The organism is Orrella marina (genome assembly GCF_003058465.1).
Lineage (GTDB): Bacteria > Pseudomonadota > Gammaproteobacteria > Burkholderiales > Burkholderiaceae_B > Algicoccus > Algicoccus marinus.
Genome location: NZ_CP028901.1, coordinates 932,463 through 955,062, shown reverse-complemented (window position 1 = coordinate 955,062; position 22,600 = coordinate 932,463). Strand labels below are relative to the sequence as shown.

The following is a 22,600-nucleotide window of genomic DNA, read 5'->3' as shown; positions in this document are numbered from 1 at the left end:
CGATTACTGCTCCCGGATAGAGTCCAAATGTGGCTTCAGCACATTCGCCATAACTTGAAAGGCCTTTGCATTAGGATGAACATCGTTGTTGGCCACCCAATAGCTCTCGGCAGGCTGTTGCTGCAGGTCTGGCAGTGGGTCTAGAAAGGTCCAGCCGCGCTTCTCGCTTTCCGCTTGCATGATGTCGGTGGTAAATTGGAACCGATAGGGTTGAAAGCTGTGCGGCTCCGGAACTTGCATTAGCAACACACGATAGCCATACTTCGCCTGATCCTTCTTTAGACGGTCCAGCGCCTCATCCATAGCAACGCGTCCAGGCCCACCGCTCCACATAGTCTCGTAGCCCGTTACCAGGCCGTCTTGGCCAGGGGTATTGTGCATCGCGATCTCGACAAAGGACACAAGCAAGGCATAAGCTTGACTATGGCGTACCAGCCATCCAGCCTCCTCAGTACTCTGCACAGCAGGCGCACGTGCTGTGGCCAGTACAATGACCGTATCCGGGCGTATCACGTCTGAGTAGCGCAACCAGTTGGCCACAATCTGCGTCATGTTCATGTTGCCGACGCCAGTCGTCATTACCTCAACGTCAGGGCCTAAGTAGCCGGCGATTTGTGCCCGTAATGTCTCGCTTTCCGGAATACCCCAGCCCATGGCTGTAGAGTCGCCGATAATTACGACCTTATGCTTGCCAGGCGTTGTCAAGTCTGGTTCTGGTCCGCGCATGCCAAGCGAGTTAATGGAAACATCAACCCCTTGCAGCGAAGCGGATGCGCCGGGAATGTGTTCATGGCCCACGACAGGATCGGCACTGCTTCGCTTGAGCAGTGTCGCATAGCGCCACATCTCGATCAGATAGTTCTGCTGTGAGGAGGTTGCCACCCTCACCAGAGCTTCAACTGCAACAAAAGCCAGTAGCAAACCCACAAGCACGAGGCATGTTCCTGAAAGCAATCTCATCATGGGAGATTTTCGGCTGCTCATGTTCAGAATACCGCATACACAAAAGGCGCCCAGGAGGAATTGGCCAACACAACAAAAATGGCCGCAAACAAAAGGATCACCGCCAAGAATGGGATTAACACCAGCCTCGATTTTTTGCTGAACAGAAACCCGAAAAGGTCTACTAGAAACTTCATGGAATACTCCACTGAAAAATACATGTCCTCAAATGCAGACTAGAGCTGACCGGGCATAAGCCCAACCTTCAGGCAACGCGACCCCAGTCTGCGGGGGCTGCTCAGAGTGTTGGCGCGATGGCACCTTACCGCTTGATTCATTCGTACAGGCTATCCTGGTTCATCTAAAGCCGGAAACGTCGTCCATCAGGTGTTCAAGCGATGCTCTGAAGTGAGCGGCAGTAGCGGGTGCGAATTGCAGCCGCGGGGCCAATCATAAATCATTAAAGGGCCTGGATCAGAGTTTTTACAGTCAATTCGCGGCGCCCACTCAAACTTGTGAATGCGTTGAGCTCAGTCTGCGAAACTGTTCCAAAACTTTCGACACGAACGTCTTCACGCGACGTACACACCTACCTCAACCTGCGCGCCCAGTAAAGTGTTGAACTGCCTGGCTCCTTGCGATCCAGTTACGAGTGTGCCATCCTTCTCAGCCGCCGCTGTTGGACACCGAACTCACACTGCATACTGAAGTTTGTGCATCCACCGAATCCGAACCTGCGCAGATCTCCAGCGTGCTGTACAAGTTCAGATCAATTGCTGTGTACCAAAGCGACACGCAAAGCAAATAGCTCTGGCGCGACTGCATTCAACAATTTGTCTGACTCCCTCATACTTGAATTGCTTCGGCCATGGTTTATCATGCGCAGTACACATAACTATCAAGCCACCATCTGTTGGTGATGAGCTCAGTAAGTGCAGAAAAAGTTAGATACCACCTTTCGCACTTTTCAATGCTGAAGATGTATGGCTACAGAGTTGTTGGAGCCACGTGCGGGATAAGCTTGGTGCCTGCGACGTAAACCGCACAGCATGCCGTACCAGACTCATCTGGTTGCAATACTAGCGCTGAAAAATAGAGAGACAAAAGTGAGCAACAGGGTTTTTGGTTTTGTGTGGTGCTTCATCATTGGGTTCTTCGCCACGCTGCCATTGTGGCGCGCAGAGCCTGTCCATATGCCTACTGCGGTCGTCGCTGTGTCGCTGGCCCTCGTTGCTATCGTCGCGCCAGGCCTGCTGACGGTGCCGAATCGATTGTGGACACGCTTTGGAAAAAAAGTAAATGGCGTGATGAGCAACGTTGTACTTTTCATGATCTATTTTTTATTCATTACTCCTGGTGCAGCGCTTTTGCGTCTGTGCGGTCGCAACCAGCTCGAGCTTCGGTTTGATCCAAAGACAGACACTTACTGGACTGAACGCCCTTCAGACACCACGAATTTCACCCAGCCCTACTGACATACGCTCCATGCAAATTCTCGGAATCTCTGCCTACTATCACGATAGTGCCGCCGCTTTGATTCGTGATGGCATCGTTGTCGCAGCAGCACAGGAAGAGCGGTTCACCCGTAAAAAGCAGGATTCCGATTTTCCGCGCAATGCAACCCGCTTCTGCCTTGAAGCCGCGCAAGGCTCTGCAATTGACCATGTTGTGTTTTATGACAAGCCGTTCCTCAAGTTCGAACGTATTCTAGAGACTTATATAAGCTTCGCCCCGAAGGGCTTCGCTAGCTTTCGCGCAGGTCTTCCGATTTGGGCGAAAGAGAAACTGTTTCAACGCTCGTTGCTAACGAAAGAACTCAACGATCTCGCTCCAGGCCAGTTCGCGTCTGATGACCTGTTGTTTTCCGAGCATCACCTAAGTCATGCGGCTTCGGCTTTTTATCCCTCACCATTTGAAGAAGCTCTGGTGCTGACTATGGACGGAGTCGGGGAATGGGCGACTACATCTGTGGCAATCGGCCGCGACTCGGAACTGAAGATTATTCGCGAGTTGGTTTTCCCTCACTCACTTGGCCTTCTATATTCTGCCTTCACTACTTATGCAGGTTTTCGAGTAAATTCTGGCGAGTACAAGCTCATGGGTCTCGCACCCTACGGCAAGCCGCGCTTTGCCGAGAGTATCCGCAAGCATCTCGTTGATGTTAAGGAAGATGGCAGTTTTCGGTTAAATCAGCGTTACTTCAACTACTGTACCGGGCTAAGTATGACAAATGCCCGCTTTCACAACCTGTTCGGCCGTCAACCGCGACTACCAGAAAGCCCTCTCGAGGATTTTCATGCTGATATTGCGGCCTCAATCCAGCAAGTCACCGAAGATATCGTTCTACGCATGACACGGGCATTGGCTCGAGAAACGGGCCAAAAGAACCTCTGTTTGGCTGGCGGGGTGGCGCTTAACTGTGTGGCCAACGGCAAGATTGCCGCCGATGGTGCCTTCGATAATATATGGATACAACCCGCTGCAGGCGATGCGGGCGGAGCGCTTGGAGCGGCACTTGCTGCCTACCACTTACATGTCAAAGCTCCGCGCCGTGTGTGCTCCCCGGATGCAATGAGCGGTAGCGCACTGGGTCCTGAATTTTCACTTAGTGAAGTCGAAGCTGCGCTGTCTGCCAGCGGGGCACGTTTCACTGTTGTACCGGATGAGTCACTATTTGACGAGACGGCTGCCGCACTAGCGGCAGGCGAGGTGGTAGGCTGGTTCCAGGGTCGTATGGAATTTGGCCCCAGAGCGCTGGGTAATCGCTCAATCCTCGGAGATCCTCGTCGATCAGATATGCAGAAGAAGTTTAATCTCAAGATCAAGTTTCGCGAGAGCTTCCGGCCCTTTGCCCCATCAGTTTTGGCGGAAGCAGCCGCAGACTGGTTCGATATGAGCGTACCGACCTCGCCCTATATGCTAACCGTTTCAACAGTAGCGGAACAGCACCGAACAATATCCGCGCAACACGCAGCAGCCCATCATAGGTTGAAGGACCAGTATCTCGTGCGCTCCGATATTCCGGCAGTGACGCATACCGACTTTTCCGCCAGGTTGCAGACCGTTCACGCCGAACAAAGCCCTCGCTATCATGCTCTTCTAAAAGCATTCGAAACCCTCACCGGCTGCCCGATGTTGATCAATACCAGTTTCAATGTCCGGAACGAACCGATTGTTTGCACACCAGCCGAAGCATTCACCTGCTTCATGGCCACCGGTATGGATCGATTAGTTGTCGGCAACGTCATGATGCGTAAAGTGGACCAAGATATTACGCTAGTGACTGATTATATTTCACGTCTTGAGATGGACTGATATGAGCGAGGAGTCAGAAAAGTCGAAAATCGGAACGAGGATCCGTAAGAGTCTGACTGGGCTCTTTCAGCTTTTTATCGTGCTCTGCCTCCTTGGTGGATTTCTTGATATTGTCTATCCATTAGCCATTTCCACTAAAAACTATTTGACACATAAAGTTTCTGAGACGTGGCCTTTCCGATCAGCCGAACCTAGCTTAGCTCAGAACATTGTCCTACCAGAGTCGGGTTTCTTTTCGGTTAGGCAAGAACCGGGAATTCGCAATATTGCCGCTGAATATCACTCAAAAAATATTAATGTAGCAGCTGACGGCTTGCGCTATAACGGTCAAGATCCCCCGGAGAAGGTAAGTCGCACCGGGCTATTGCTCGGTTCGTCAACGGCATTCGGCTATGGAGTCACTGATGATCAGACAATTGCTGCGCATCTGGAAAACGAACTAAAGGATGTCCGACTTTACAACTATGCTGGCATAGGTCAACCGACGACGGACAACATACTGCGTTGGTACGATTTGCAGAAAAAATACGGTAAACCGGATTTTGTCATCCTCGCCGGTGTTGGCTACCAAATATACGTTGACTGCCAGGCGAAGCAGACACCAGCAGTGAATTCACGGTCGAATATTTTTGTCTATCTGGCCAACAGAATCGCGGATAAATCTACCCATGAAAAGATACAGCCCTGCGCATCCAGCGAAAGTTTAGATCTGGCTATTCGCAGCTCAATACTATCTATAGAGAAAGCGGTTGAGTTCGGCCGCAAGCAAGGTGTTCCTTTTCATATTGTCTATCTTCCAACGCCCTATGATGAAAATATCAATATTGACAACCTTCTAAAAACAGCTCAAGCGAAAGAGCACATTTTAGCGATGCAGCGGGTATACCGTCGCTACCGGCAAGAATTGGCAAGACTCGACTTTCCAGAACTCATCGATTTGTCGAACGCACTACCATCCGACAAAATGTATTTCCTGGATGCAGGGGGGCACCTTTCTGACGAGGGAAACAAGTTTCTTGCTGACACGCTTTTCCAACGCATTTGGGGTAATGAGGATCCGGAGAGGATACGTGCAGGTCAGGACATGAAAAAAAACTATTCCTTGGGTCTTCACTAGGACTCACATGAATGTAGTGGTCTAATTTTCATGGACACCTCATTTGCCAGAAACAAACTACTTGCCACTACAACCTCGAGTCGCTTACTACACAATGCTTGGCGATTGGCATTGCAGGCAAGAGCTACAGAAAGCCGCGAGATGTCAAAAGAACAGACGCGTCAAGGCAAAAAACTGTCCAGCCTCAACAGTTCACCCTTCTCTAGCGCAGGTGCCAGATTTGATTTTTACTCCATCGGTCAGTTTAACAGGCTCGCGTTTTGCCTGACCCCGGGGTCAGAATGAAGCTATACACCCGCGTATTCAGGATCTTGTCATCTACTGGTGTTGCTCGACGCAGGCTTTGGTGCTCAGCGGCGAGACTTCGATGGCTGTTAGGTGCTTTCGCCAAAATTGTTTGGTCTCTGACACCAGTCGCAAGACGAGAGAATCCCATGATCGTCACATGCTGACCGCCCTGTAGTTGCCAGCGCAACTTACAACGTAAGTATCAGACCAGACACAAGCAAAGGATGGATCGTGACCAATGGGGATATCGGTGAGTCGATGGCAATTACAGCGGTTTGAGAGATTTTATGGATCCAAGTACGTCAGGGCTGTGGGACACTTGCGGAAGGAAGATAGCCCTCCCGCAGAATGCGGGCAAAGTCTACGCAGTACCAATCCGATCGCGCCCACGTTTGCAGAAGTGGCTCGGCAAAACTGAACAGGCGAGATAAGTGCATCATTGGGGTTTTACGCCACGGCAAATGGGCCGTGGCAGGAGACTGACATGAGCAAATCATCAGGGCGGCGTACACGCCGCGTGTTCAGTGCAGAGTTCAAGGCGAAGGTTGCTTTGGCAGCACTACGCGAGGATAAGACCTTAGCTGAGCTGTGCCAGCAATTCGAATTGCATCCCACACAGATCGTCGAGTGGAAGAAGCAACTGTTAAAGCAATGCATCTGGCGTGTTTGGCTCGGCTGCCAAGGTGAAGGATCCGGTTGATCTCGGTCCTTTGCACGCAAAAATTGGTCAACAGGCGCTGGAAATTGATTTTTTAAGCGGCGCGCTCACCAAAGCGGGATTGCTGAGCGCAGACAAATGATCGACCGTCGTCACAAACTGAGCGTGAGCCGCCAAGCCAAATTGCTCAACATCAGCCGAGGATCGGTGTATTACCGAGCCAGGCCGATCAGCGATTCGGATCTGGCGCTCATGAATGCCATCGACAAACTGCATCTGGACTTTCCTTTTATGGGGTCACGCCAGTTGCAGCGAGCCTTGCTCAGGCAGGGTCATCAGGTTGGCCGGTTGCACGTGCGAACACTGATGCGCAAAATGGGCATCTCAGCCTTGGCGCCGCAACCCGGGACCAGCCAGAGAAACCCTCAGCACAAGGTCTTTCCCTATCTGCTGCGCAATTTGAGAATCAACCGAAGCAATCAGGTGTGGGCTCTCGATACGACCTACGTCCGCATGGCTAAGGGCTTTGTCTACCTGACAGCCGTGGTGGATGTATATAGCCGGCGTATTCTGGTGCATCGAACAGCGATCACTTTGGAAGCTGTGCATGCGGTTGATGCGCTCCAGGAGGCTTATGCCCGCTTTGGCAAGCCAGAGATCGTCAATACCGATCAAGGCAGCCAATTTACCGCACAAGACTTTGTGGATGCCGTCCTGGACCATGGCGTGAAGCTTTCCATGGATGGTCGAGGTGCCTGGCGAGACAACGTCTTTGTTGAAAGGGTGTGGCGCTCAGTCAAGTACGAGCGTGTCTATTTGCGAGCTTATGCAAGTGTCAGGGTTGCACGCCAGGACATCGCACAATACATCGACTGGTACAACACTGACCGTGGTCATTCCAGTCTCGACGGCAAAACACCCGAGCAAGTTTGGCTCTCAGGATTGCCGCCTGTCACAGAGGCTGCGTAAAATGAAGTCACAGGTGTGCCCCGAGTTGACCACAGCGTCGGTCGTTCGTGGTCTTTATACGGACCACGACCGCCGCTGCTGGACAACTCTGCACCATCCTTAACCCACCCCATGGCACTTATTAATCGGGGTCAACCTGCTCAGTTAAACCGAGCCACTTCTGTCATGGATCCCTTCAACACCTGTGCGGATGTCTACGCAGACCGAGGCTATCCCTCCAAGGCCAGAGATGAGTTCCTTGAGCAACAGAAATACCGCAACCAGATCCAGCGCAAAGGCCAGGCCAACAAACCATTGTCTGAAGCCCAGCAGCGTCGCAACCACCGGATCGCCAAGACCCGGGCCCGGATTGAGCACGTGTTTGGCGCCATTGAGCAGATGGGTGGCAAGATGATCCGCACGATCGGACAAGCGCGAGCCAGTTTCGCGATGACGATGATGGCGGCTTGCTACAACCTCAAGCGGCTGGTTTATTTCCAGAAGTCAGGAATCAAGGCCTTCTGACGCCCGTCGTGGGCAGGATCGCCGAAATCCGGGGCGATCCGAAGCAAAAACCGGTCAAAAAGTGAGCAAAGACGCTCACAGAACGTAAGCAACCAGTGAACCCCATATTGACAACGGTCGCATCAGCGACCGTTGTCATGTCAAACCCATGTTGATCAGGATTGCGCTTGCGGTTTCCAGTTCTGAGGCAATAGATCCTGGATGCACTGGTTCGGATGCGTGGGTAATCGCTCCAGCACATCAACCAGGTAGGCGTACGGATCCAGACCATTGAGTTTGGCCGATTGCACCAGGCTCATGATCGCGGCGGCGCGCTTGCCCGCCCGGGTTGACCCCATGAATTGCCAGTTGTTCCTTCCCGTGGCTACCGGACGAATGCGGGTCTCGAGATGGTTGTTATCGATCGGCAGGCGACCATCCTCCACATAGCGTGTGAGAGCCCCCCAGCGCTTGATGCTGTAGTCCAGTGCGCGTGCGAGCGCCGTGCCGTCAGTGGCTTTGGTGCGTTGCAAGACCAGCCAGGCTCGCATCTTTCGAAGAATCGGTTTGACTTTCTGCTGCCGTAGTCGCCCTCGATCCTCAGGGGTCATGTCCCGGGCCTCGTGCTCGACGTCATACAGAAACCCGATCATGGTGAGCGCCTGCTGGGCGATCTCGCTCTTGTTGGCCTCGTACAGATCGTGGAACTTGCGACGTGCGTGGGCCAGACAACCAATCTCGATGATCGCCTTGCCTTCTCCGAACAGGCCCTGATATCCGCTGTAGTAATCACACACCAGGCGACCCTTCCAGCCGTTCAGAAAGGTCTTCGCATTCTCGCCAGAGCGATTCTCAGAGAATTCGTAAATGACCGCCTGCATGGGCTCGAAGCGGCCGCTGGCGTAGGCCCACAGGTACGCTTTGTGTGTCTTGCCCTGACCGGGCTTGAGCAACTTCACCGGTGTCTCATCGGCGTGCAGCACGTCCTGCGTCAGAACCGCCTGCCTGAGGGCATCAACCAGTGGTTGCAGGCGCACACCGCAAATCCCCACCCACTGCGAGAGTGTCGAGCGAGGGATCGCCAGGCCGGCCCTGCCATAGATCTGCTCCAGGCGATACAGCGGCAGATGATCTGCAAACTTGGAGATCAGCAGATGGGCCAGCAGCGAGGGCGTGGCATAACTCTTGTCGATAACCTGCGCGGGAACGGGTTGCTGAATGATCGATTCGCACTGGACACAGGCCCATCGGCCCCGGATGTGGCGCTCCACGGTGAACACGCCCGGGGTGTAGTGCAGCTTCTCGCTGACGTCCTGGCCAATGCGCTTCAGTGCACAGCCACAGCCACACATCGCGTGCGCAGGCTCATGAAAGATATCGGTGCGGGGCAACTCCGCGGGCAAGGGATTGCGTTTGGGTTGCGTACGCGGTTTGTCCTGCTTCGGGTCCTCAGGCTTGACCAGATCCTCGAGCTCGGTCTGCATGGCAGCCAGGTCGGCATCGATGGTTTCTTCAAACAGGGAGCCTTGCAGACCCTTGAATTGCTCGCTGCGCTTGTCAAAGCGCCAGCGACGATGCAAAGCCATCTCGTGCGTGAGCTGTGCGATCTTGAGCTCTTTGTCTTTGATCTCGATGGCCCGCTCGTCCAAGGCCTTGCTTTGCGTACCGACGGTCTCGAGCAATTGACGCGCCAGGCTTCGCAGAGCCTGGGCATCCATCTTCTCGAGAGCGGTCGTGTCGGTGATCATGAAAGGCAGTATGACATGCCCTCGCGCGGACCGAAATTAGAGCATATGCCAATTGATTTATATAGGGAAACTGGATCAGAATGGGGCCCAGAATCCAGTCATGCTGCCGCCACCATCACGCCTCGCGACACCCGCTGCCACGGCAACCCCAGCACCAGGGCTTCGAACTGACTTTGAGTCATTTCCAGCCGTGCCTCCGACGCGTTTGCCTGCCAGTGAAAGGCGCCTTCGTACAACTGACGACTCATCAGCCACAGCCCGAACTCGTCACTGACCAGCACCTTGATGCGAGTGGCTCGCCGGTTGGTAAAGAGGTACGCGTGGTGAGCCTTGGCAGAACCGAACACGGACACCACCTTGCCCAGCATGGTCTGCATGCCGGCGCGCATGTCAATCGGCTCGGTCGCGAGCCAGTACTGCTCGATCGAGATCATTGCAGCCACTCCCGCAGAAATCGTGCACACTGATCGGCGGCAACCACCGGCCACTCCACACAGACATCACGGTCACCCCGTGAGCAGGTGATGCGCACATGCTCGGGTGCAACGGGCCTGCGAGAGGAATCCGCAGGACGCTGCTCTGGCGTGGGTGCCCAGGCGACAAAGGTCGGCCCAGAGGCTTGCGTCTGACGATGGTGTCTCAGCAACCACCGACCGACCAGATCACGTCGTAATCCGTAGCGCTGCGCAACCCCGAGGGTGGTCGCACCCGGGGCCAGGCAAGCCTGGACCACTTCGGATTTGAACTGGGCACTGTAGTGACGTCGACGGCGCGTGGCCGGTGCCTCGGATGGAGCGGATTCAGGGGTGTCATTCATCTGCATGTCCTCAAGGGAAACGATGCAGATATGATCGTCAATCCGAATCACGCACTCAAGATGGGGTTCCCTGGTTGCTTACCACAGAACTGAAAAAACACCGTCGCATTCGATCAGGGAGCATGCTGACTTCGTCAGCCCAGCCAAAATCGCCCGTTATTCGAGGTGCCCGATTGTGGCCACGGTCGATGCAGATGACCTCTGGCACCCTAAAAAAATGGAACGCCAGTTGGCCGTTCTCGCGAACGACTCATCATTGCACGTCGTTTGCTGCTATCAAAGACAGTTCAATCATGGCAAGCCCGATGATGGCTCAGGCGAAGTCCGTTCCGGCTTAAATCGATCCGGCATCGCATTTCGCAAGGAAGTCTACGAACAAGTCGGAGACATGGTTGATCAGCCTGGACAGCGTGGCGACGTAGTCGATTGGCTTGCTCGGATGCGTTTGGCTGGCTTCGGATTCCATGAGATTGCCGAAGTTTTGTCATATCGAAGAATTATCCCGGGGAGCCTGTCTTGGCGGCGTGAAGTGGGCAAAGACATCGGCTACTTATCCGTGGCACATGCCGCGATGCAGCGCAATCGCGCCCTGACAAAGTCTCGCACTAAGGTGGACCCTGTTGTCAAGACAGAATCTGTTGCGGTTTAAGCTAAGTCCATTTCTTCAACCGCAGCGGTACAGCGCTGCCCTGTTTGCTCCCGGGGTGTATCCCCCGTGGAGCGTAGCGAAACGGGGGATTCACCCCTCGTGTCTCTGAAGTGATCCGGGATGCTCGCGCCACCGCCTTCGCAGGTGGCATAGACCTCATCGGGCTTTTTGTAGCCCAGCCCTTGATGGGGTCGTTCAGTGTTGTAAAACGCAAAGTACTCGGCCAGACCTACGGTCAGCTCGGCCATGCTGCTGTAGCCCCTGAGGTACAGGTCTTCGTACTTCACGTTGCGCCAGAGCCGTTCCACGAAGATGTTATCCAGTGCACGGCCACGACCATCCATACTGATCCGTATCTCTTCACGCTTCAGAATGTCGGTGAATGTCGTGCTCGTGAACTGGGAGCCCTGGTCACTGTTGAAGATCTCAGGCTTGCCGTGAGTTGCCAGGGCATCTTCCAGGCAGTCAACGCAGAATGCAGAGTCCATGCTGTTACTGATGCGCCAGGAGAGCACTTTGCGTGAGTACCAGTCGATGATGGCCACCAGATAGGCGAACCCTCGTGCCAGACGAACGTACGTGATGTCCGTGCTCCACACCTGGTTCGGCCTGACGACCTGCAAACCACGCAAGAGGTATGGGTAGATCCTGTTCTGCGGGTGCTTCCTGCTAGTGTTTGGCCCGGGAGCCATCCCAGCCAGCCCCATGCTCGCCATCAGGCGCTGTACCCGCTTGCGGTTGACCGTCAGACCACGATCTTTCAGACAGCGCACCATGCGGCGGCTGCCATAAAAGGGACGCTGCGTGTACGCCTGATCAATCAGGTGGCACACTTGCAAATCATCGCCACTCGCGGGTTTGAGGCTCTGGTGGCTGTACCAGGTCGCACGGGAAACACCCGCCAGCGCACATTGCCTGACCAGCGAGAGACTATTCGACGGATCAATCCAGCCCATTCTCGTCTCCAGGCTCATAGTCCGGACTTTTTTTTAAGCCAATCCAGCTCCATCTTGAGCCGACCAATCTCGCCATACAAGGCGTCCTCCTTGGCGTGCTCGACTGGCTTGGGGCCACGCTTGTTGGCAAAGACGCTGCCTGCATTGTCCAGGAACTCCTTTTTCCACTGCCGAACCATCATCGGATGCACCTCAAACTTCTGTGCGATCTCGTTGATCGTCATCTCGTTGCGTACGGCTTCCAATGCCACTTTGGCTTTGAAGTCGGCACTGTGAACCTTGCGTTTCTTACCTTCCGTCATGCTATTGCCCTCCAGGGACATTAGCTTAAACCGGTGTCTGAAAACTGGGGTCCACTTTAGAGAGCAAGAAATATAGGCAAAGGGTGACAGCAGATTCTCACCTCTGGAATATGACAAAATCTCACAGTCCATGGGCTAGCGGTACGACGTGGGTGGCTCCCATCCAGACTCCCCAAATGTCCGCGCCCGCAACCAGGAACGGTCGTTACACTCAGTCAGGCGGGTCGAGAAGGCATCTTGAGGGTGTATCGCACGTTGGCGCAATGCCCTGTATTAGTGCGATGCAAAAAGTTTAAAACAATCCTAAAAGTATCAACCGCAATGCTATACACTCACGTGGAAACCGTCTATCGTTCGAATTCATACATAACTATTTCTTCGAACGGTCGCAACGAGTGGTAGTAGTGGTTGAAGGTACACGCGCAGCCTTCGGATTATTAGTAGTCTGCAGTAGTGTGATTCAAAGACGTGCCCTCCTCACCTGGCTGACAGCGATGCTGTCTCAGCTTGGCGGTAGCGTGGGAAACGCTTCTTCACGGAAAACGATTCTTTCGATTCAGAACGCCTGATCGGCCTGAAGTTGTAGCGTTCAGCGCTCCTGCCAACCTCCACATTTCAGTGAGTCTGGGCTCGGGGCTCGTTGTCTGAATGGATGGATCAATAGACATACCTGTAAGCAGTCTTTGTACGTCGGGCGGCCATATAAAAGAGCACGGGGATATGCCTGGATCGGCCTATCCATCGCAAGACGTCGTAGAGTTGGATTTGGCTTCAGGCTTGCAGTCAGGTTTGCATTCTTTTTACTTCTTCTGGTCTTTTATTTCAGTTTCGTTGTCTTGTTTCACTTTCAGTCTCTTGTTCTGTATCCCCAGGTCGTGCGCTCTCTTCCGCACCTCCTCTGCCGTGCTCCCCTCTTCGATATCCCCTATTCTCTAGAACTCCGTCTTTCTTCCGTCTTCGGCAATCTTTATCGGTTGCTTCACTGACTTCATTTCTCAGCTTTCATATTCTGTAGAACCCGGACACATGGCAAGTCGACAGATACACATCAAGGAAGATACTGACTTCAGGATTCTGCGGATTCTTCAGCAGAATCCTGAAGTCAGTCAGCGTGATCTTGCCAGGGAACTCGGAATGAGTCTTGGTGGATTGAACTATTGCCTGAAGGCTTTGATCGACAAGGGTTTTGTGAAGCTGTCCAACTATCAGAACAGCAAGCACAAGCTGAAGTATGTCTACGTCCTGACCCCATCTGGTCTGGCTCAGAAGGTGGCCATGACTGGACGTTTTCTAAAGCGAAAGATGCAGGAGCATGCGGCTTTGCAACAGGAGATACAGGAGCTTCGCCAGGAGTTGAGTACCACTGAGTCTTGTATCGCTGGTTCGAATCCAGGTGTTTCAGTCAATCAGAGCGATCTGGACTCTAATGTCGACAATGATGGGGTATTCAGTCCGGATGCTGGGGTATCACGTTGAAGATCACGATTGCAGGCAATGGATATGTCGGGCTTTCGAATGCTGTGCTACTGGCACAGCACAACGAAGTGGTTGCCCTGGACATTGATCCAGAAAAGGTCGATCTGATCAATCAGAGAGTCTCTCCGATCGAGGATCAGGATATCACGCAGTTCCTTCAACGACAGGACTTGCAGCTTCGTGCGACACTCGACAAACATGATGCCTACACGGGTGCAGACTTCGTCATCATTGCCACACCAACCGATTACGACCCAGGAACGAACCGCTTTAACACCGCATCGATCGAGTCTGTCATCAAGGATGTGATGGCAGTCAACCCGGATGCCGTCATGATCATCAAGTCCACTGTTCCCGTTGGTTACACCGCGAGAACAAGCCGCGAACTTGGCACTGACAACCTGATCTTCTCGCCCGAGTTTCTGCGCGAAGGCAAGGCGCTGCACGACAATCTCCACCCGTCCCGAATCATCGTCGGAGAAGAGTCTGACCGTGCGAAGGTGTTTGCTGACCTGCTCGTGCAAGGGTCTCGCACACCCGATGTGCCCGTGTTGCTCACGCGCAGCACCGAAGCCGAAGCAATCAAACTCTTTGCGAACACTTATCTGGCCATGCGGGTCGCCTACTTCAATGAGCTCGACACCTACGCCAGCACACATGGACTCGATACCCGCCAGATCATTGATGGTGTATGCCTGGACCCAAGGATTGGTGACCATTACAACAACCCTTCCTTCGGATATGGCGGCTACTGTCTGCCCAAGGACACCAAACAACTGCTTGCAAACTACCAGCAGGTTCCACAGAATCTGATACATGCCATTGTCGAAGCCAACAGCACCCGCAAGGACTTCATCGCAGACGAAGTCCTCAGACGCCGGCCCAAAGTCGTTGGTATCTACCGTCTGATTATGAAGGCGGGATCGGACAACTATCGATCCTCCAGCATTCAGGGGATCATGAAGCGGATCAAGGCCAAAGGCATCGAGGTGATCGTCTACGAACCTGTTCTGACCGAAGACACGTTTTACAATTCTCGCGTCATCCGGGATATTGATGCCTTCAAGCATCAGGCCGACCTGATTGTGGCCAATCGTATCACCGACGAAATACGGGACGTGACAGACAAGGTTTACAGTCGGGATTTGTATAGTAGCGACTGATTCATGGCCTTCTGACGCCCAGAGTCGGTCGAATCGCCGAAATCCGAGGCGATTCGAAGGGAAATCCGGTCAAAAAGTGAGCAAATCGCTCGCGGAATCAGGAAAATTGCTGCCGATGACAGCCAGGTGTCGCGCTGACTTCGCCAGGTTCGCCAAAATCAACCGTTAATCGAGGTGCCCTAGGGAACACCGTCGGACGCGCGCAGGTAGGAAGCTAATCAAGATGTATAACGTTTAAATAATCGAAGCCGTAATATGCCTAGCCAAAAACCAATCTACGTCACGCAACCATATCTTCCGCCGATCGAAGAATTCACTCCCTACCTGCGGCAAATCTGGGAACACAAAATTCTTACTAATGGTGGCCCCTTTCATCAGCAACTAGAAAAGGAGCTATGTGAATATCTGGCTGTCAACCACATCAGCCTTTTTACTAACGGGACACTCGCTTTAGTCACTGCCTTGCAAGCGCTACGAATTACCGGTGAAGTAATCACAACACCCTACTCATTCGTTGCTACGGCGCATTCACTGCTATGGAATGGTATTAAACCGGTATTTGTCGATATTGATCCATATACGCTGAACTTAGACCCCAGTAAGATCGAAGCCGCGATCACTCCTCAAACCACAGCCATTATGCCAGTGCACTGCTATGGACGACCCTGTGATGTCGATGCTATTCAACGCATCGCAGACATCTACAACCTCAAAGTCATCTACGACGCAGCCCATGCATTTGGTGTCAAATGCCATTGCGGCAGTATTCTTAGCCATGGTGACTTATCAGTGCTCAGGCTTGACGGGAGTGAAGGGCATTACCTGTGTCAACGATAAAGAAGGGACTACTGCAAATTATTCTTATTTCCCTATCCTGGTACATCCGGACTATCCGCTAAGTCGCGACGAACTATACGAAAAACTAAAAATAAATAATATCTTTGCGCGTCGTTATTTTTATCCGTTAATTTCCGATTTTCCAATGTATCGTAGTATGCCTTCTGCGCATCGAGATAACTCAAGTTCGACGTAGACAGAACGTAAGTGCTTGATACGTTTGAAATCATGGGGTCAAACGCTCCACTACAACAGCGTTGATTGCACGTGCCTGGCAGTCGGTCTCCCGGTTTTGAGGGCGGTGTACACGCTCGATTGCTCAGCGCTGATGTTGGACAGCCCCGAAGTGGTGGTGTTGGCACCCAGGTGCACGGTGTGCTTCTGAATGGCTGACAGCATTTGTAGTGCGCGCCGTGGCGATAACGGGCTGCCAGCAGCCTTGAGACGCTGGCGAATGATTCGGTGCAGGATCAGGGCAATGAAGCAAATGGTGGCATGTGCGCGGATGCGTTTGGGCAATCGGTGATAGATGGGTCCAATCTCGATTTCGTCTTTGAGCACCCGAAAGCCCCGTTCAATATCGGCCAGGGCTTTGTATCGGGCTACCACTTCTGGCGGTGTGAGGTCGGTGACGTTGGTCACGAGCAACAACTTGCCATCATTCAATTCCGCCAGCTTGAGTGCCTTCTCATCGATCTGGTAGCTGAACAGATCCGATTGCAGGTCCACCTTGATGATCTTGCCAAGCCTGGCCTCTTTGACCTCGTTGTACATCCAGGCTTTGGCGCCAGAGTCTGAGAGCTTGCGTCCCCGGTGCTTTTTCCCGGTGTCCTGACCGTCCAGTTTGTCCACCCGCCTGGCGGCACCGTCTTCGATGGCTTTTATTTTCTCCTGGCGTGCCCGGTTGGCCTGCTCGGCCACCCTGGGGCTATGCGCCCAGATCAGGCGATCGTCTTGCCAGCAAGTCTCACCGGTCACTTCATCTTTGGCGTTGGCCAGATCCAGTTCTGCATCCTCGTGCAGGGCAGAGAGGATGGGCTCAAACTCACCGTACCGGCGACCCGGCACCGCCATGATGAACTCAAGCGGTCGATCCTTGACCTTGAGCGCCTTTAACTGCTCCAGCGTTTCCATGGACAGCAAACCGCGGTCAGCCACCACGATGAGGCGCTGGACGGGAAAGCGCTTCAGAATGTCTGCCACGGCACTTTGCAAGGTCTGGACTTCTGCTGTGTTACCCGGCCAGACATGATGAGCCAATGGAATACCATCGGCGGTCTGCACCACACCGAGCATGACCTGCCGGTTGATCGTCGACTCTTTGGACATGCCATAGGCTCTGAGATCATCGAGCCCTTCGGTCAGCCCATAGGTACGGATGGTCGTCATGTCGTAGAACACGACGGACAAATCCTGGTCAATCAGTCGCATCAACAGCTCGGACATCATGTCGTTCACGCCCTCACTGCGTTCATCGAGTACGTCCATGCTGCGTAGCAGTCGCTGATGGGTGACTTGCACCTCATCCACCCCGGGTATGGTGACCGTCTCAAGCCAGCGCAACAAGCCCAGCTTCGACTCCGGGTCACACAGCCGGTTAAACACCATGGCTTTAATCAGCGGCAAATGCTCAACGGTTCGTGAGTCGCGATCCACCAGTTTGCCAAGGCGGTCAAATCCAAGTTCGGACCACAGGCAGTTCAACGCCCAGACATCACCAAAGGCGCGAGAGGATTCAAATTCGATGACATCAGAGACTTTCTCTGGCGCCTGGCGCCCCGTGGCGCGCAGGAGCCCCTGAAGCATGGTTTCCAGTGACCGATCCATCTGGTCGAGACGCCCCAGGGTCGCCACTGTACGTTGCTTGGGCGAGCCGTCTTCAGCCCGGTAGGACTCGACGAGTTGCACGTACTTGCGCGTGCCAGATTTTGTGACCTTGATGAACATGCGTTGATGATAGACAAATAAACGACAAATCACAACTCGATTATCAAAAAACGTGCCACTACAGAGATCTGAGAAAATCGTCCGAAACTGCCCGCATTTCAGTCACTTGAAGCGGATTCCGGGTCAATGTACGTCGAACTCGAGAGCAAAGGAATCCTGACAGAACCCCTTCATGGTCTGACACTCTTCAGGCCAGCATCAGAACTTCTCACGCGAAGTTCCACGTCGGATCATAAGACAGTAAGTCACCGTCCTATTGGCCGCAACAGCGCACCTTGATCGCGCTGTTGCGCACTACTGTGACGCGTGCAATCCCCACCGTCGAGCACCATGAACGGGTCATCGACAACGTGTGTGAGATATTTTGAAAAAAGTTCAAATACCCTTAAAAATTTCACTCGCAATGCTATACACTCTCGTTGAAAATCACACAGCGTTCGAATTCATACGCACTGCTTGGTGCTTTGTCTGACTTGATTACTTTCTGGTACCAGATGAGCAATCCGGCAGAGTGTCTCTCGGTTGAGCGTAGTTGATTTTTCGGGGCGTTTGACTAAAGCGTTCCGAACCACTGGCTGACAGCAATGCTGGCTCGGCCCGGCGGTAGCGTGGGAAAAGCACTCTCAAGGCGACAGGCGTCTAGAGACAAGATCGCGCCCTACTGGCTCGCACAACTCGCGAACATACCAAGAGGAAGCTGTGGCAGACGGCCATGCTGGTTATCCCAGTCCCGTCAACGAGCGTACCGTTGATTGGTGGAACCTCCCACAGATTGAATCGTTCTTGTTCATTCCTGTACTGCCACTCGGCGGACAGGAATGCTTGCAACCGGATTGATGAGTAAGTACTCACAAGACATCCAGGGCGGTTTTTGACCGCCCTGTTTCTGGTTGTACTGATTTTGACTACCCGGTTTCCGACCGCAGCGTTTCTCTGGCCACCTCTCACGCAACGTCTGAGTGATCTCACGATGACTGGCCTGTAACTCGCAACATCAATCTATCTGTAATCTCAATTTGACACACTTCTCCACACTCCTCTCCACCCGCACAACAGGGCACGATGCCAAGTAGACAGATACGAATTAAGGAAGACACTGACTTCCGGATTCTCAGGATTCTGCAACAGAATCCTGAGATCAGTCAGCGTGACCTGGCCAAGGAACTCGGTATGAGCCTTGGGGGGTTGAACTATTGCCTGAAGGCACTGATCGACAAAGGATTCGTGAAGCTGTCCAACTATCAGAACAGTCAGCACAAGCTCAAGTATGTCTACATACTCACACCATCAGGATTGGCACAGAAAATTTCCATGACAGGACGTTTTCTGAGGAGAAAGATGCAGGAGTATGAAGTGTTACAAGCGGAAATCAACGATCTCAGTCTTGAGATCGGTGAAACCGCTCCTCTTTCTGGCAGCCTTGATATTGAGCGCGGATTGAGGTCAAACGAAACACAGTGTTGTGCCGTTGACTCACAACAGCCAGAAAACGCAGGAACATCACGATGAAAGTAACCATAGCAGGAACCGGATATGTCGGTCTCTCGAATGCAGTGCTGCTCGCTCAGCACAACGAGGTTGTCGCGCTTGATATTGATCCAGCCAAAGTCGCTGCAATCAATGACAGGAAGTCTCCGATAGAGGATGCCGACATTGAGCATTACCTGGCTGAGCATCCCCTGAACCTTCATGCAACGCTGGACAAGCAGATAGCGTATGAAGGTGCAGATTTCGTCATCATCGCAACCCCGACTGACTACGACCCCAGGACCAACCGGTTCAACACATCGTCAATCGAATCAGTCATCCGCGACGTCATGGCTGTCAATCCCGATGCCGTCATGGTGATCAAGTCGACCGTTCCTGTGGGCTACACCGAACGCACTCGCCAGGCGCTTGGGACCGGGAACCTGATCTTCTCACCGGAGTTTCTGAGAGAAGGCAAGGCCTTGCACGACAACCTGTATCCATCGAGAATCATCGTAGGTGAAGAGTCTGAACGGGCCAGACGATTTGCCGATCTGCTGGTACAGGGTTCGCGCACCCCCGATGTACCCGTCTTGCTCACGCGCAGCACGGAAGCCGAGGCGATCAAGCTGTTTGCCAACACCTATCTGGCCATGCGGGTCGCGTACTTCAACGAACTCGACACCTACGCCTGCACCCACGGTCTGGATACTCGCCAGATCATCGATGGCGTTTGTCTGGACCCGAGAATTGGCAACCACTACAACAATCCGTCATTCGGCTATGGTGGCTACTGCCTGCCGAAGGACACCAAGCAATTGCTGGCTAACTATCAGGAAGTTCCGCAAAACCTGATTCATGCAATTGTCGACTCCAACCGTACTCGCAAAGACTTCATCGCCGATGAGATTCTTAAACGGCAGCCTAAGGTCGTCGGCATCTATCGCCTGATCATGAAGGCCGGGTCCGATAACTATCGCTCATCCAGCATTCAAGGCATCATGAAGCGCATCAAGGCCAAGGGCATCGAAGTCATCGTTTACGAACCAGCCTTGACCGAGCCCACGTTCTACGGGTCCAGAGTGATTAGCGATATCGAGGCATTCAAGGGAGAAGCTGATCTGATTGTGGCCAATCGCATCACCGTCGATATTCAGGATGTGACAGACAAGGTTTATAGTCGGGACCTGTATGGTGGTGATTGATCTGTCCCAACTGTAAAGTGAGTAAATCTGTCAGATTTTGTGATTAGTCGCGAATCCTGTCGAACACCAGTAAAAATCGATCCCTCAAATGAAACATACGGCGAAACTGGTTGTGAGTTAAAGGGACGATTTCATCAACCTCGATCTGCAAACTGATCAGATATTTTATGGAACTAGCAGAAAATATACTACCTGTTGCAGAAGAATAAGTGATGAAACTCGCACTAGAACTCACGATCGAATTCACGAATAACCAATCCAGAAAAATCTATCCGCGCCAAGTCCAGTTTGAATCACTTTCGGACAGGTAGTCTTTCAGCTGACTTCAAACCGACGCGATTACCCTGGGTCAGAAAAGTGCACGTCGATGGCTACAGAGTTAGATGATGCAATTGAAGCCAGTATGTATAGAGGCTTCACCTATTTATCCACTCAAAGAACAGAAAGAGGACTAAAACCAGAATGCCGATTGTCAGACTGAGTAGCGGTGCTGAATTTGAATCAAGCGCAGACTCACCAATTCTTGATGAAGCCTCTCGGTCAAACATCACCCTCCCATACAGTTGCAAATCTGGGCGTTGCAGCACCTGCAAATGCAAGGTTCTCAGCGGCACAACTTTCGCCCTGCACCCTGAGACGGGATTGACCGATCAAGAAAAGTCTGCGGGTTGGATACTCAGTTGCGTGCGGTCGGCACAAACCGATGTTGCTCTTGAAGTGGAGGAACTTGGTGGCGTAATCTTACCTTCCGTGAAGACCTTTCCTTGCAGAATAAGTCACCTCGAACGGTTGGCTCCAGATGTTCTTCAGGTCAAGTTACGTTTGCCTCCTACAGCAGATTTCGAGTTCATTCCAGGACAGTACGTCGACTTGATTGGACCAAATGGCGTGCGTCGCAGCTATTCATTAGCCAACTCTGGAATGTCAGGGAAAGTGCTGGAGTTGCATGTCCGGGCCGTCAATAACGGTGTGATGAGCGACTACTTGTTCAACACTGCAAAGATCAATGACTTGTTACGCCTAAACGGCCCGCTTGGTACTTTCTTTCTGCGCAACACAGCTGATCTCGATTTGATCTTCCTGGCGACAGGAACCGGCATCGCACCCGTCAAAGCGATCCTTGAATCACTGAAAGACCAGTCGCTTGAGCAGCAACCCCGATCGGTCACAGTCCTTTGGGGAGGTCGTTCACCACAAGATCTTTATCTTGACGTTGCCAACATCACTCAAAACATCACGTTCTGGCCCGTTCTCTCACGAGCTGGTACTGACTGGAAAGGTGCACGGGGTCATGTGCAACAGGTTCTTATGAACCTTGACCCTGACTTGACCAATACGGTTGTCTATGCGTGCGGCTCAAATGTCATGATTGACAGTGCGAGAGGGTTACTAATAAAGAATGGTCTCCCCCTGCGCCGCTTCTATTCAGATGCGTTCGTAAGTTCTTCCTCTTAATAATTCCTAAAGCAGGAAATTTGCAATGAAAGCAGTCATTCTTGCGGGCGGCCTCGGCACACGACTCAGCGAAGAAACCTCGACTCGCCCGAAACCGATGGTTGAGATCGGTGGCAGACCGATTCTATGGCATATTCTCAAGATGTATTCGTACCACGGCGTGAACGACTTCATCATTTGTTGTGGCTACAAGGGATATGTCATTAAAGAGTACTTCGCCAACTATTTCTTGCATATGTCAGATGTGACCTTCGATATGCGCAGCAACCAAATGGAAGTACATCACAAGCGAGCGGAACCGTGGAAAGTCACATTGGTGGACACGGGGGATGAGTCGATGACGGGAGGCCGTCTGCGACGCGTGGCAAACTACGTGCAGAACGAGGAAGCGTTCTGTTTTACGTACGGCGATGGCGTCGGCGATATAGACATCAGCGCGACGATCAACTTTCATAAGATCCATGGTAAAGCAGCCACCCTTACAGCGACCTTTCCTCCTGGGCGCTTTGGTGCGCTGGATATTCAAAATAGACAGGTAATGTCTTTCAAAGAAAAACCAAAAGGTGATGGTGCCATGATCAACGGCGGTTTTTTTGTGTTATCACCGAAGGTATTGAGCTACCTAAAGAACGACAGCACGATTTGGGAGCAAGAGCCGCTGATGACATTAGCTAATGACGGAGAGTTGATGGCCTACGAACATCACGGTTTCTGGCAACCAATGGACACACTGCGTGACAAGAACTTACTGGAAGAACTTTGGGACTCAGGTAAGGCACCGTGGAAGAAATGGGACTGAGACAATT

The 22,600-nt window shown here is 52.7% G+C and carries 17 protein-coding genes and 4 pseudogenes; 14 read left to right on the top strand and 7 right to left on the bottom strand.

All coding sequences use genetic code 11. From position 1 onward, the window contains the following. Positions 1 to 3 precede the first annotated feature (3 nt). Both DBV39_RS04240 and DBV39_RS20570 read right to left on the bottom strand, forming a co-directional pair. Positions 4 to 984: an SGNH/GDSL hydrolase family protein gene (locus DBV39_RS04240; protein WP_159078792.1), complete on the bottom strand. Its 981-nt coding sequence runs from the start codon at positions 982 to 984 to the stop codon at positions 4 to 6. Between the two features lie 2 nt (positions 985 to 986). Beyond that, positions 987 to 1,139, bottom strand: a complete 153-nt coding sequence (locus DBV39_RS20570; RefSeq protein WP_193853045.1) for a DUF5989 family protein — start codon at positions 1,137 to 1,139, stop codon at positions 987 to 989. An 852-nt stretch (positions 1,140 to 1,991) separates the two neighbouring features. Here DBV39_RS20570 and DBV39_RS04235 point away from each other — a divergent pair. From DBV39_RS04235 to DBV39_RS04210, 5 genes and pseudogenes are all read left to right on the top strand, one after another. Then, the gene (locus tag DBV39_RS04235; RefSeq protein WP_108620487.1) at positions 1,992 to 2,417 is read left to right on the top strand and encodes an SxtJ family membrane protein; all 426 of its coding nucleotides are present in this window, start codon (positions 1,992 to 1,994) and stop codon (positions 2,415 to 2,417) included. Positions 2,418 to 2,427: 10 nt separating this feature from the next. Continuing rightward, positions 2,428 to 4,257 carry a carbamoyltransferase family protein gene (locus DBV39_RS04230; RefSeq protein ID WP_108620486.1) on the top strand — a complete coding sequence of 610 codons (1,830 nt, stop codon included), beginning with the start codon at positions 2,428 to 2,430 and terminating at the stop codon, positions 4,255 to 4,257. A gap of 1 nt (position 4,258) precedes the next feature. After that, positions 4,259 to 5,374, top strand: coding sequence for an SGNH/GDSL hydrolase family protein (locus DBV39_RS04225; protein WP_108620485.1), 1,116 nt, complete (start codon positions 4,259 to 4,261; stop codon positions 5,372 to 5,374). A gap of 772 nt (positions 5,375 to 6,146) precedes the next feature. Next, positions 6,147 to 7,289, top strand: a pseudogene (locus DBV39_RS04215) (IS3 family transposase). A 159-nt stretch (positions 7,290 to 7,448) separates the two neighbouring features. Beyond that, positions 7,449 to 7,793 (top strand): annotated as a pseudogene (locus tag DBV39_RS04210) (transposase); the annotation flags it as partial. A gap of 155 nt (positions 7,794 to 7,948) precedes the next feature. Here the strand turns inward: DBV39_RS04210 and tnpC are convergent. The 3 genes from tnpC to DBV39_RS04195 all read right to left on the bottom strand — a co-directional run bounded on the left by tnpC (position 7,949) and on the right by DBV39_RS04195 (position 10,337). After that, positions 7,949 to 9,517: an IS66 family transposase gene (gene tnpC / locus DBV39_RS04205; protein ID WP_108623077.1), complete on the bottom strand. Its 1,569-nt coding sequence runs from the start codon at positions 9,515 to 9,517 to the stop codon at positions 7,949 to 7,951. A 101-nt stretch (positions 9,518 to 9,618) separates the two neighbouring features. Continuing rightward, positions 9,619 to 9,954 (bottom strand): IS66 family insertion sequence element accessory protein TnpB, encoded by a 336-nt coding sequence (gene tnpB / locus DBV39_RS04200; RefSeq protein ID WP_108620483.1) that lies wholly within the window; start codon positions 9,952 to 9,954, stop codon positions 9,619 to 9,621. Further along, positions 9,951 to 10,337 carry a transposase gene (locus DBV39_RS04195; RefSeq protein WP_159078791.1) on the bottom strand — a complete coding sequence of 129 codons (387 nt, stop codon included), beginning with the start codon at positions 10,335 to 10,337 and terminating at the stop codon, positions 9,951 to 9,953. The genes tnpB and DBV39_RS04195 overlap by 4 nt, the downstream gene beginning before the upstream one ends. A gap of 175 nt (positions 10,338 to 10,512) precedes the next feature. Here DBV39_RS04195 and DBV39_RS04190 point away from each other — a divergent pair, with 175 nt between their 5' ends. Next, entirely contained in the window at positions 10,513 to 10,986 is a 474-nt protein-coding gene (locus DBV39_RS04190; RefSeq protein WP_159078790.1) for a glycosyltransferase family A protein, read from the top strand. Here DBV39_RS04190 and DBV39_RS04185 read toward each other — a convergent pair. Next, positions 10,983 to 12,244 (bottom strand): IS3 family transposase gene (locus tag DBV39_RS04185; protein WP_456093829.1). Its coding sequence is split into 2 segments (ribosomal slippage): positions 10,983 to 11,962 and positions 11,962 to 12,244, totalling 1,263 coding nucleotides; the frame shifts between segments, so codons are not numbered across the junction. The genes DBV39_RS04190 and DBV39_RS04185 overlap by 4 nt on opposite strands. Before the next feature lie 1,026 nt (positions 12,245 to 13,270). Here DBV39_RS04185 and DBV39_RS04180 point away from each other — a divergent pair. The 3 genes and pseudogenes from DBV39_RS04180 to DBV39_RS04170 all read left to right on the top strand — a co-directional run. Beyond that, positions 13,271 to 13,720 (top strand): MarR family EPS-associated transcriptional regulator, encoded by a 450-nt coding sequence (locus DBV39_RS04180; RefSeq protein WP_108620480.1) that lies wholly within the window; start codon positions 13,271 to 13,273, stop codon positions 13,718 to 13,720. Further along, a complete protein-coding gene (locus DBV39_RS04175; protein WP_108620479.1) occupies positions 13,717 to 14,883 on the top strand; it encodes a nucleotide sugar dehydrogenase in 1,167 nt (388 codons plus the stop codon). Before DBV39_RS04180 ends, DBV39_RS04175 begins: the two co-directional genes overlap by 4 nt. 255 nt (positions 14,884 to 15,138) lie before the next feature. Further along, positions 15,139 to 15,901, top strand: a pseudogene (locus tag DBV39_RS04170) (DegT/DnrJ/EryC1/StrS family aminotransferase); the annotation flags it as partial. Positions 15,902 to 15,966: 65 nt separating this feature from the next. Here the strand turns inward: DBV39_RS04170 and DBV39_RS04165 are convergent. Further along, complete coding sequence (locus DBV39_RS04165; protein WP_108620478.1) at positions 15,967 to 17,667, bottom strand: IS1634 family transposase; 1,701 nt, start codon at positions 17,665 to 17,667, stop codon at positions 15,967 to 15,969. Between the two features lie 1,062 nt (positions 17,668 to 18,729). On the opposite strand from DBV39_RS04165, the gene DBV39_RS04160 reads away from it, so the two are divergent. From DBV39_RS04160 to rfbF, 5 genes and pseudogenes are all read left to right on the top strand, one after another. Beyond that, positions 18,730 to 19,176, top strand: coding sequence for a MarR family EPS-associated transcriptional regulator (locus DBV39_RS04160; RefSeq protein ID WP_108620477.1), 447 nt, complete (start codon positions 18,730 to 18,732; stop codon positions 19,174 to 19,176). Then, the gene (locus tag DBV39_RS04155) at positions 19,173 to 20,339 is read left to right on the top strand and encodes a nucleotide sugar dehydrogenase (protein ID WP_108620476.1); all 1,167 of its coding nucleotides are present in this window, start codon (positions 19,173 to 19,175) and stop codon (positions 20,337 to 20,339) included. Before DBV39_RS04160 ends, DBV39_RS04155 begins: the two co-directional genes overlap by 4 nt. A 462-nt stretch (positions 20,340 to 20,801) precedes the next feature. Further along, positions 20,802 to 20,966: pseudogene (locus tag DBV39_RS20565) on the top strand (2Fe-2S iron-sulfur cluster-binding protein); the annotation flags it as partial. Positions 20,967 to 20,981: 15 nt separating this feature from the next. Beyond that, positions 20,982 to 21,794 carry an FAD-binding oxidoreductase gene (locus DBV39_RS04150; RefSeq protein ID WP_265416033.1) on the top strand — a complete coding sequence of 271 codons (813 nt, stop codon included), beginning with the start codon at positions 20,982 to 20,984 and terminating at the stop codon, positions 21,792 to 21,794. 25 nt (positions 21,795 to 21,819) lie between these two features. Beyond that, positions 21,820 to 22,593 carry a glucose-1-phosphate cytidylyltransferase gene (gene rfbF / locus DBV39_RS04145; RefSeq protein WP_108620474.1) on the top strand — a complete coding sequence of 258 codons (774 nt, stop codon included), beginning with the start codon at positions 21,820 to 21,822 and terminating at the stop codon, positions 22,591 to 22,593. Positions 22,594 to 22,600: the final 7 nt, after the last annotated feature.

What these genes read in the sequence shown, in the direction of transcription:
- DBV39_RS04195 (WP_159078791.1), bottom strand. Translation starts at nt 10,337, where the DNA reads ATGAATGACACCCCTGAATCCGCTCCATCCGAGGCACCGGCCACGCGC.
- DBV39_RS04155 (WP_108620476.1), top strand. Translation starts at nt 19,173, where the DNA reads ATGAAAGTAACCATAGCAGGAACCGGATATGTCGGTCTCTCGAATGCA.
- DBV39_RS04165 (WP_108620478.1), bottom strand. Translation starts at nt 17,667, where the DNA reads ATGTTCATCAAGGTCACAAAATCTGGCACGCGCAAGTACGTGCAACTC.
- DBV39_RS04225 (WP_108620485.1), top strand. Translation starts at nt 4,259, where the DNA reads ATGAGCGAGGAGTCAGAAAAGTCGAAAATCGGAACGAGGATCCGTAAG.
- DBV39_RS04230 (WP_108620486.1), top strand. Translation starts at nt 2,428, where the DNA reads ATGCAAATTCTCGGAATCTCTGCCTACTATCACGATAGTGCCGCCGCT.
- DBV39_RS20570 (WP_193853045.1), bottom strand. Translation starts at nt 1,139, where the DNA reads ATGAAGTTTCTAGTAGACCTTTTCGGGTTTCTGTTCAGCAAAAAATCG.
- rfbF (WP_108620474.1), top strand. Translation starts at nt 21,820, where the DNA reads ATGAAAGCAGTCATTCTTGCGGGCGGCCTCGGCACACGACTCAGCGAA.
- DBV39_RS04235 (WP_108620487.1), top strand. Translation starts at nt 1,992, where the DNA reads ATGCCGTACCAGACTCATCTGGTTGCAATACTAGCGCTGAAAAATAGA.
- DBV39_RS04160 (WP_108620477.1), top strand. Translation starts at nt 18,730, where the DNA reads ATGCCAAGTAGACAGATACGAATTAAGGAAGACACTGACTTCCGGATT.
- DBV39_RS04180 (WP_108620480.1), top strand. Translation starts at nt 13,271, where the DNA reads ATGGCAAGTCGACAGATACACATCAAGGAAGATACTGACTTCAGGATT.
- tnpB (WP_108620483.1), bottom strand. Translation starts at nt 9,954, where the DNA reads ATGATCTCGATCGAGCAGTACTGGCTCGCGACCGAGCCGATTGACATG.
- DBV39_RS04240 (WP_159078792.1), bottom strand. Translation starts at nt 984, where the DNA reads ATGAGCAGCCGAAAATCTCCCATGATGAGATTGCTTTCAGGAACATGC.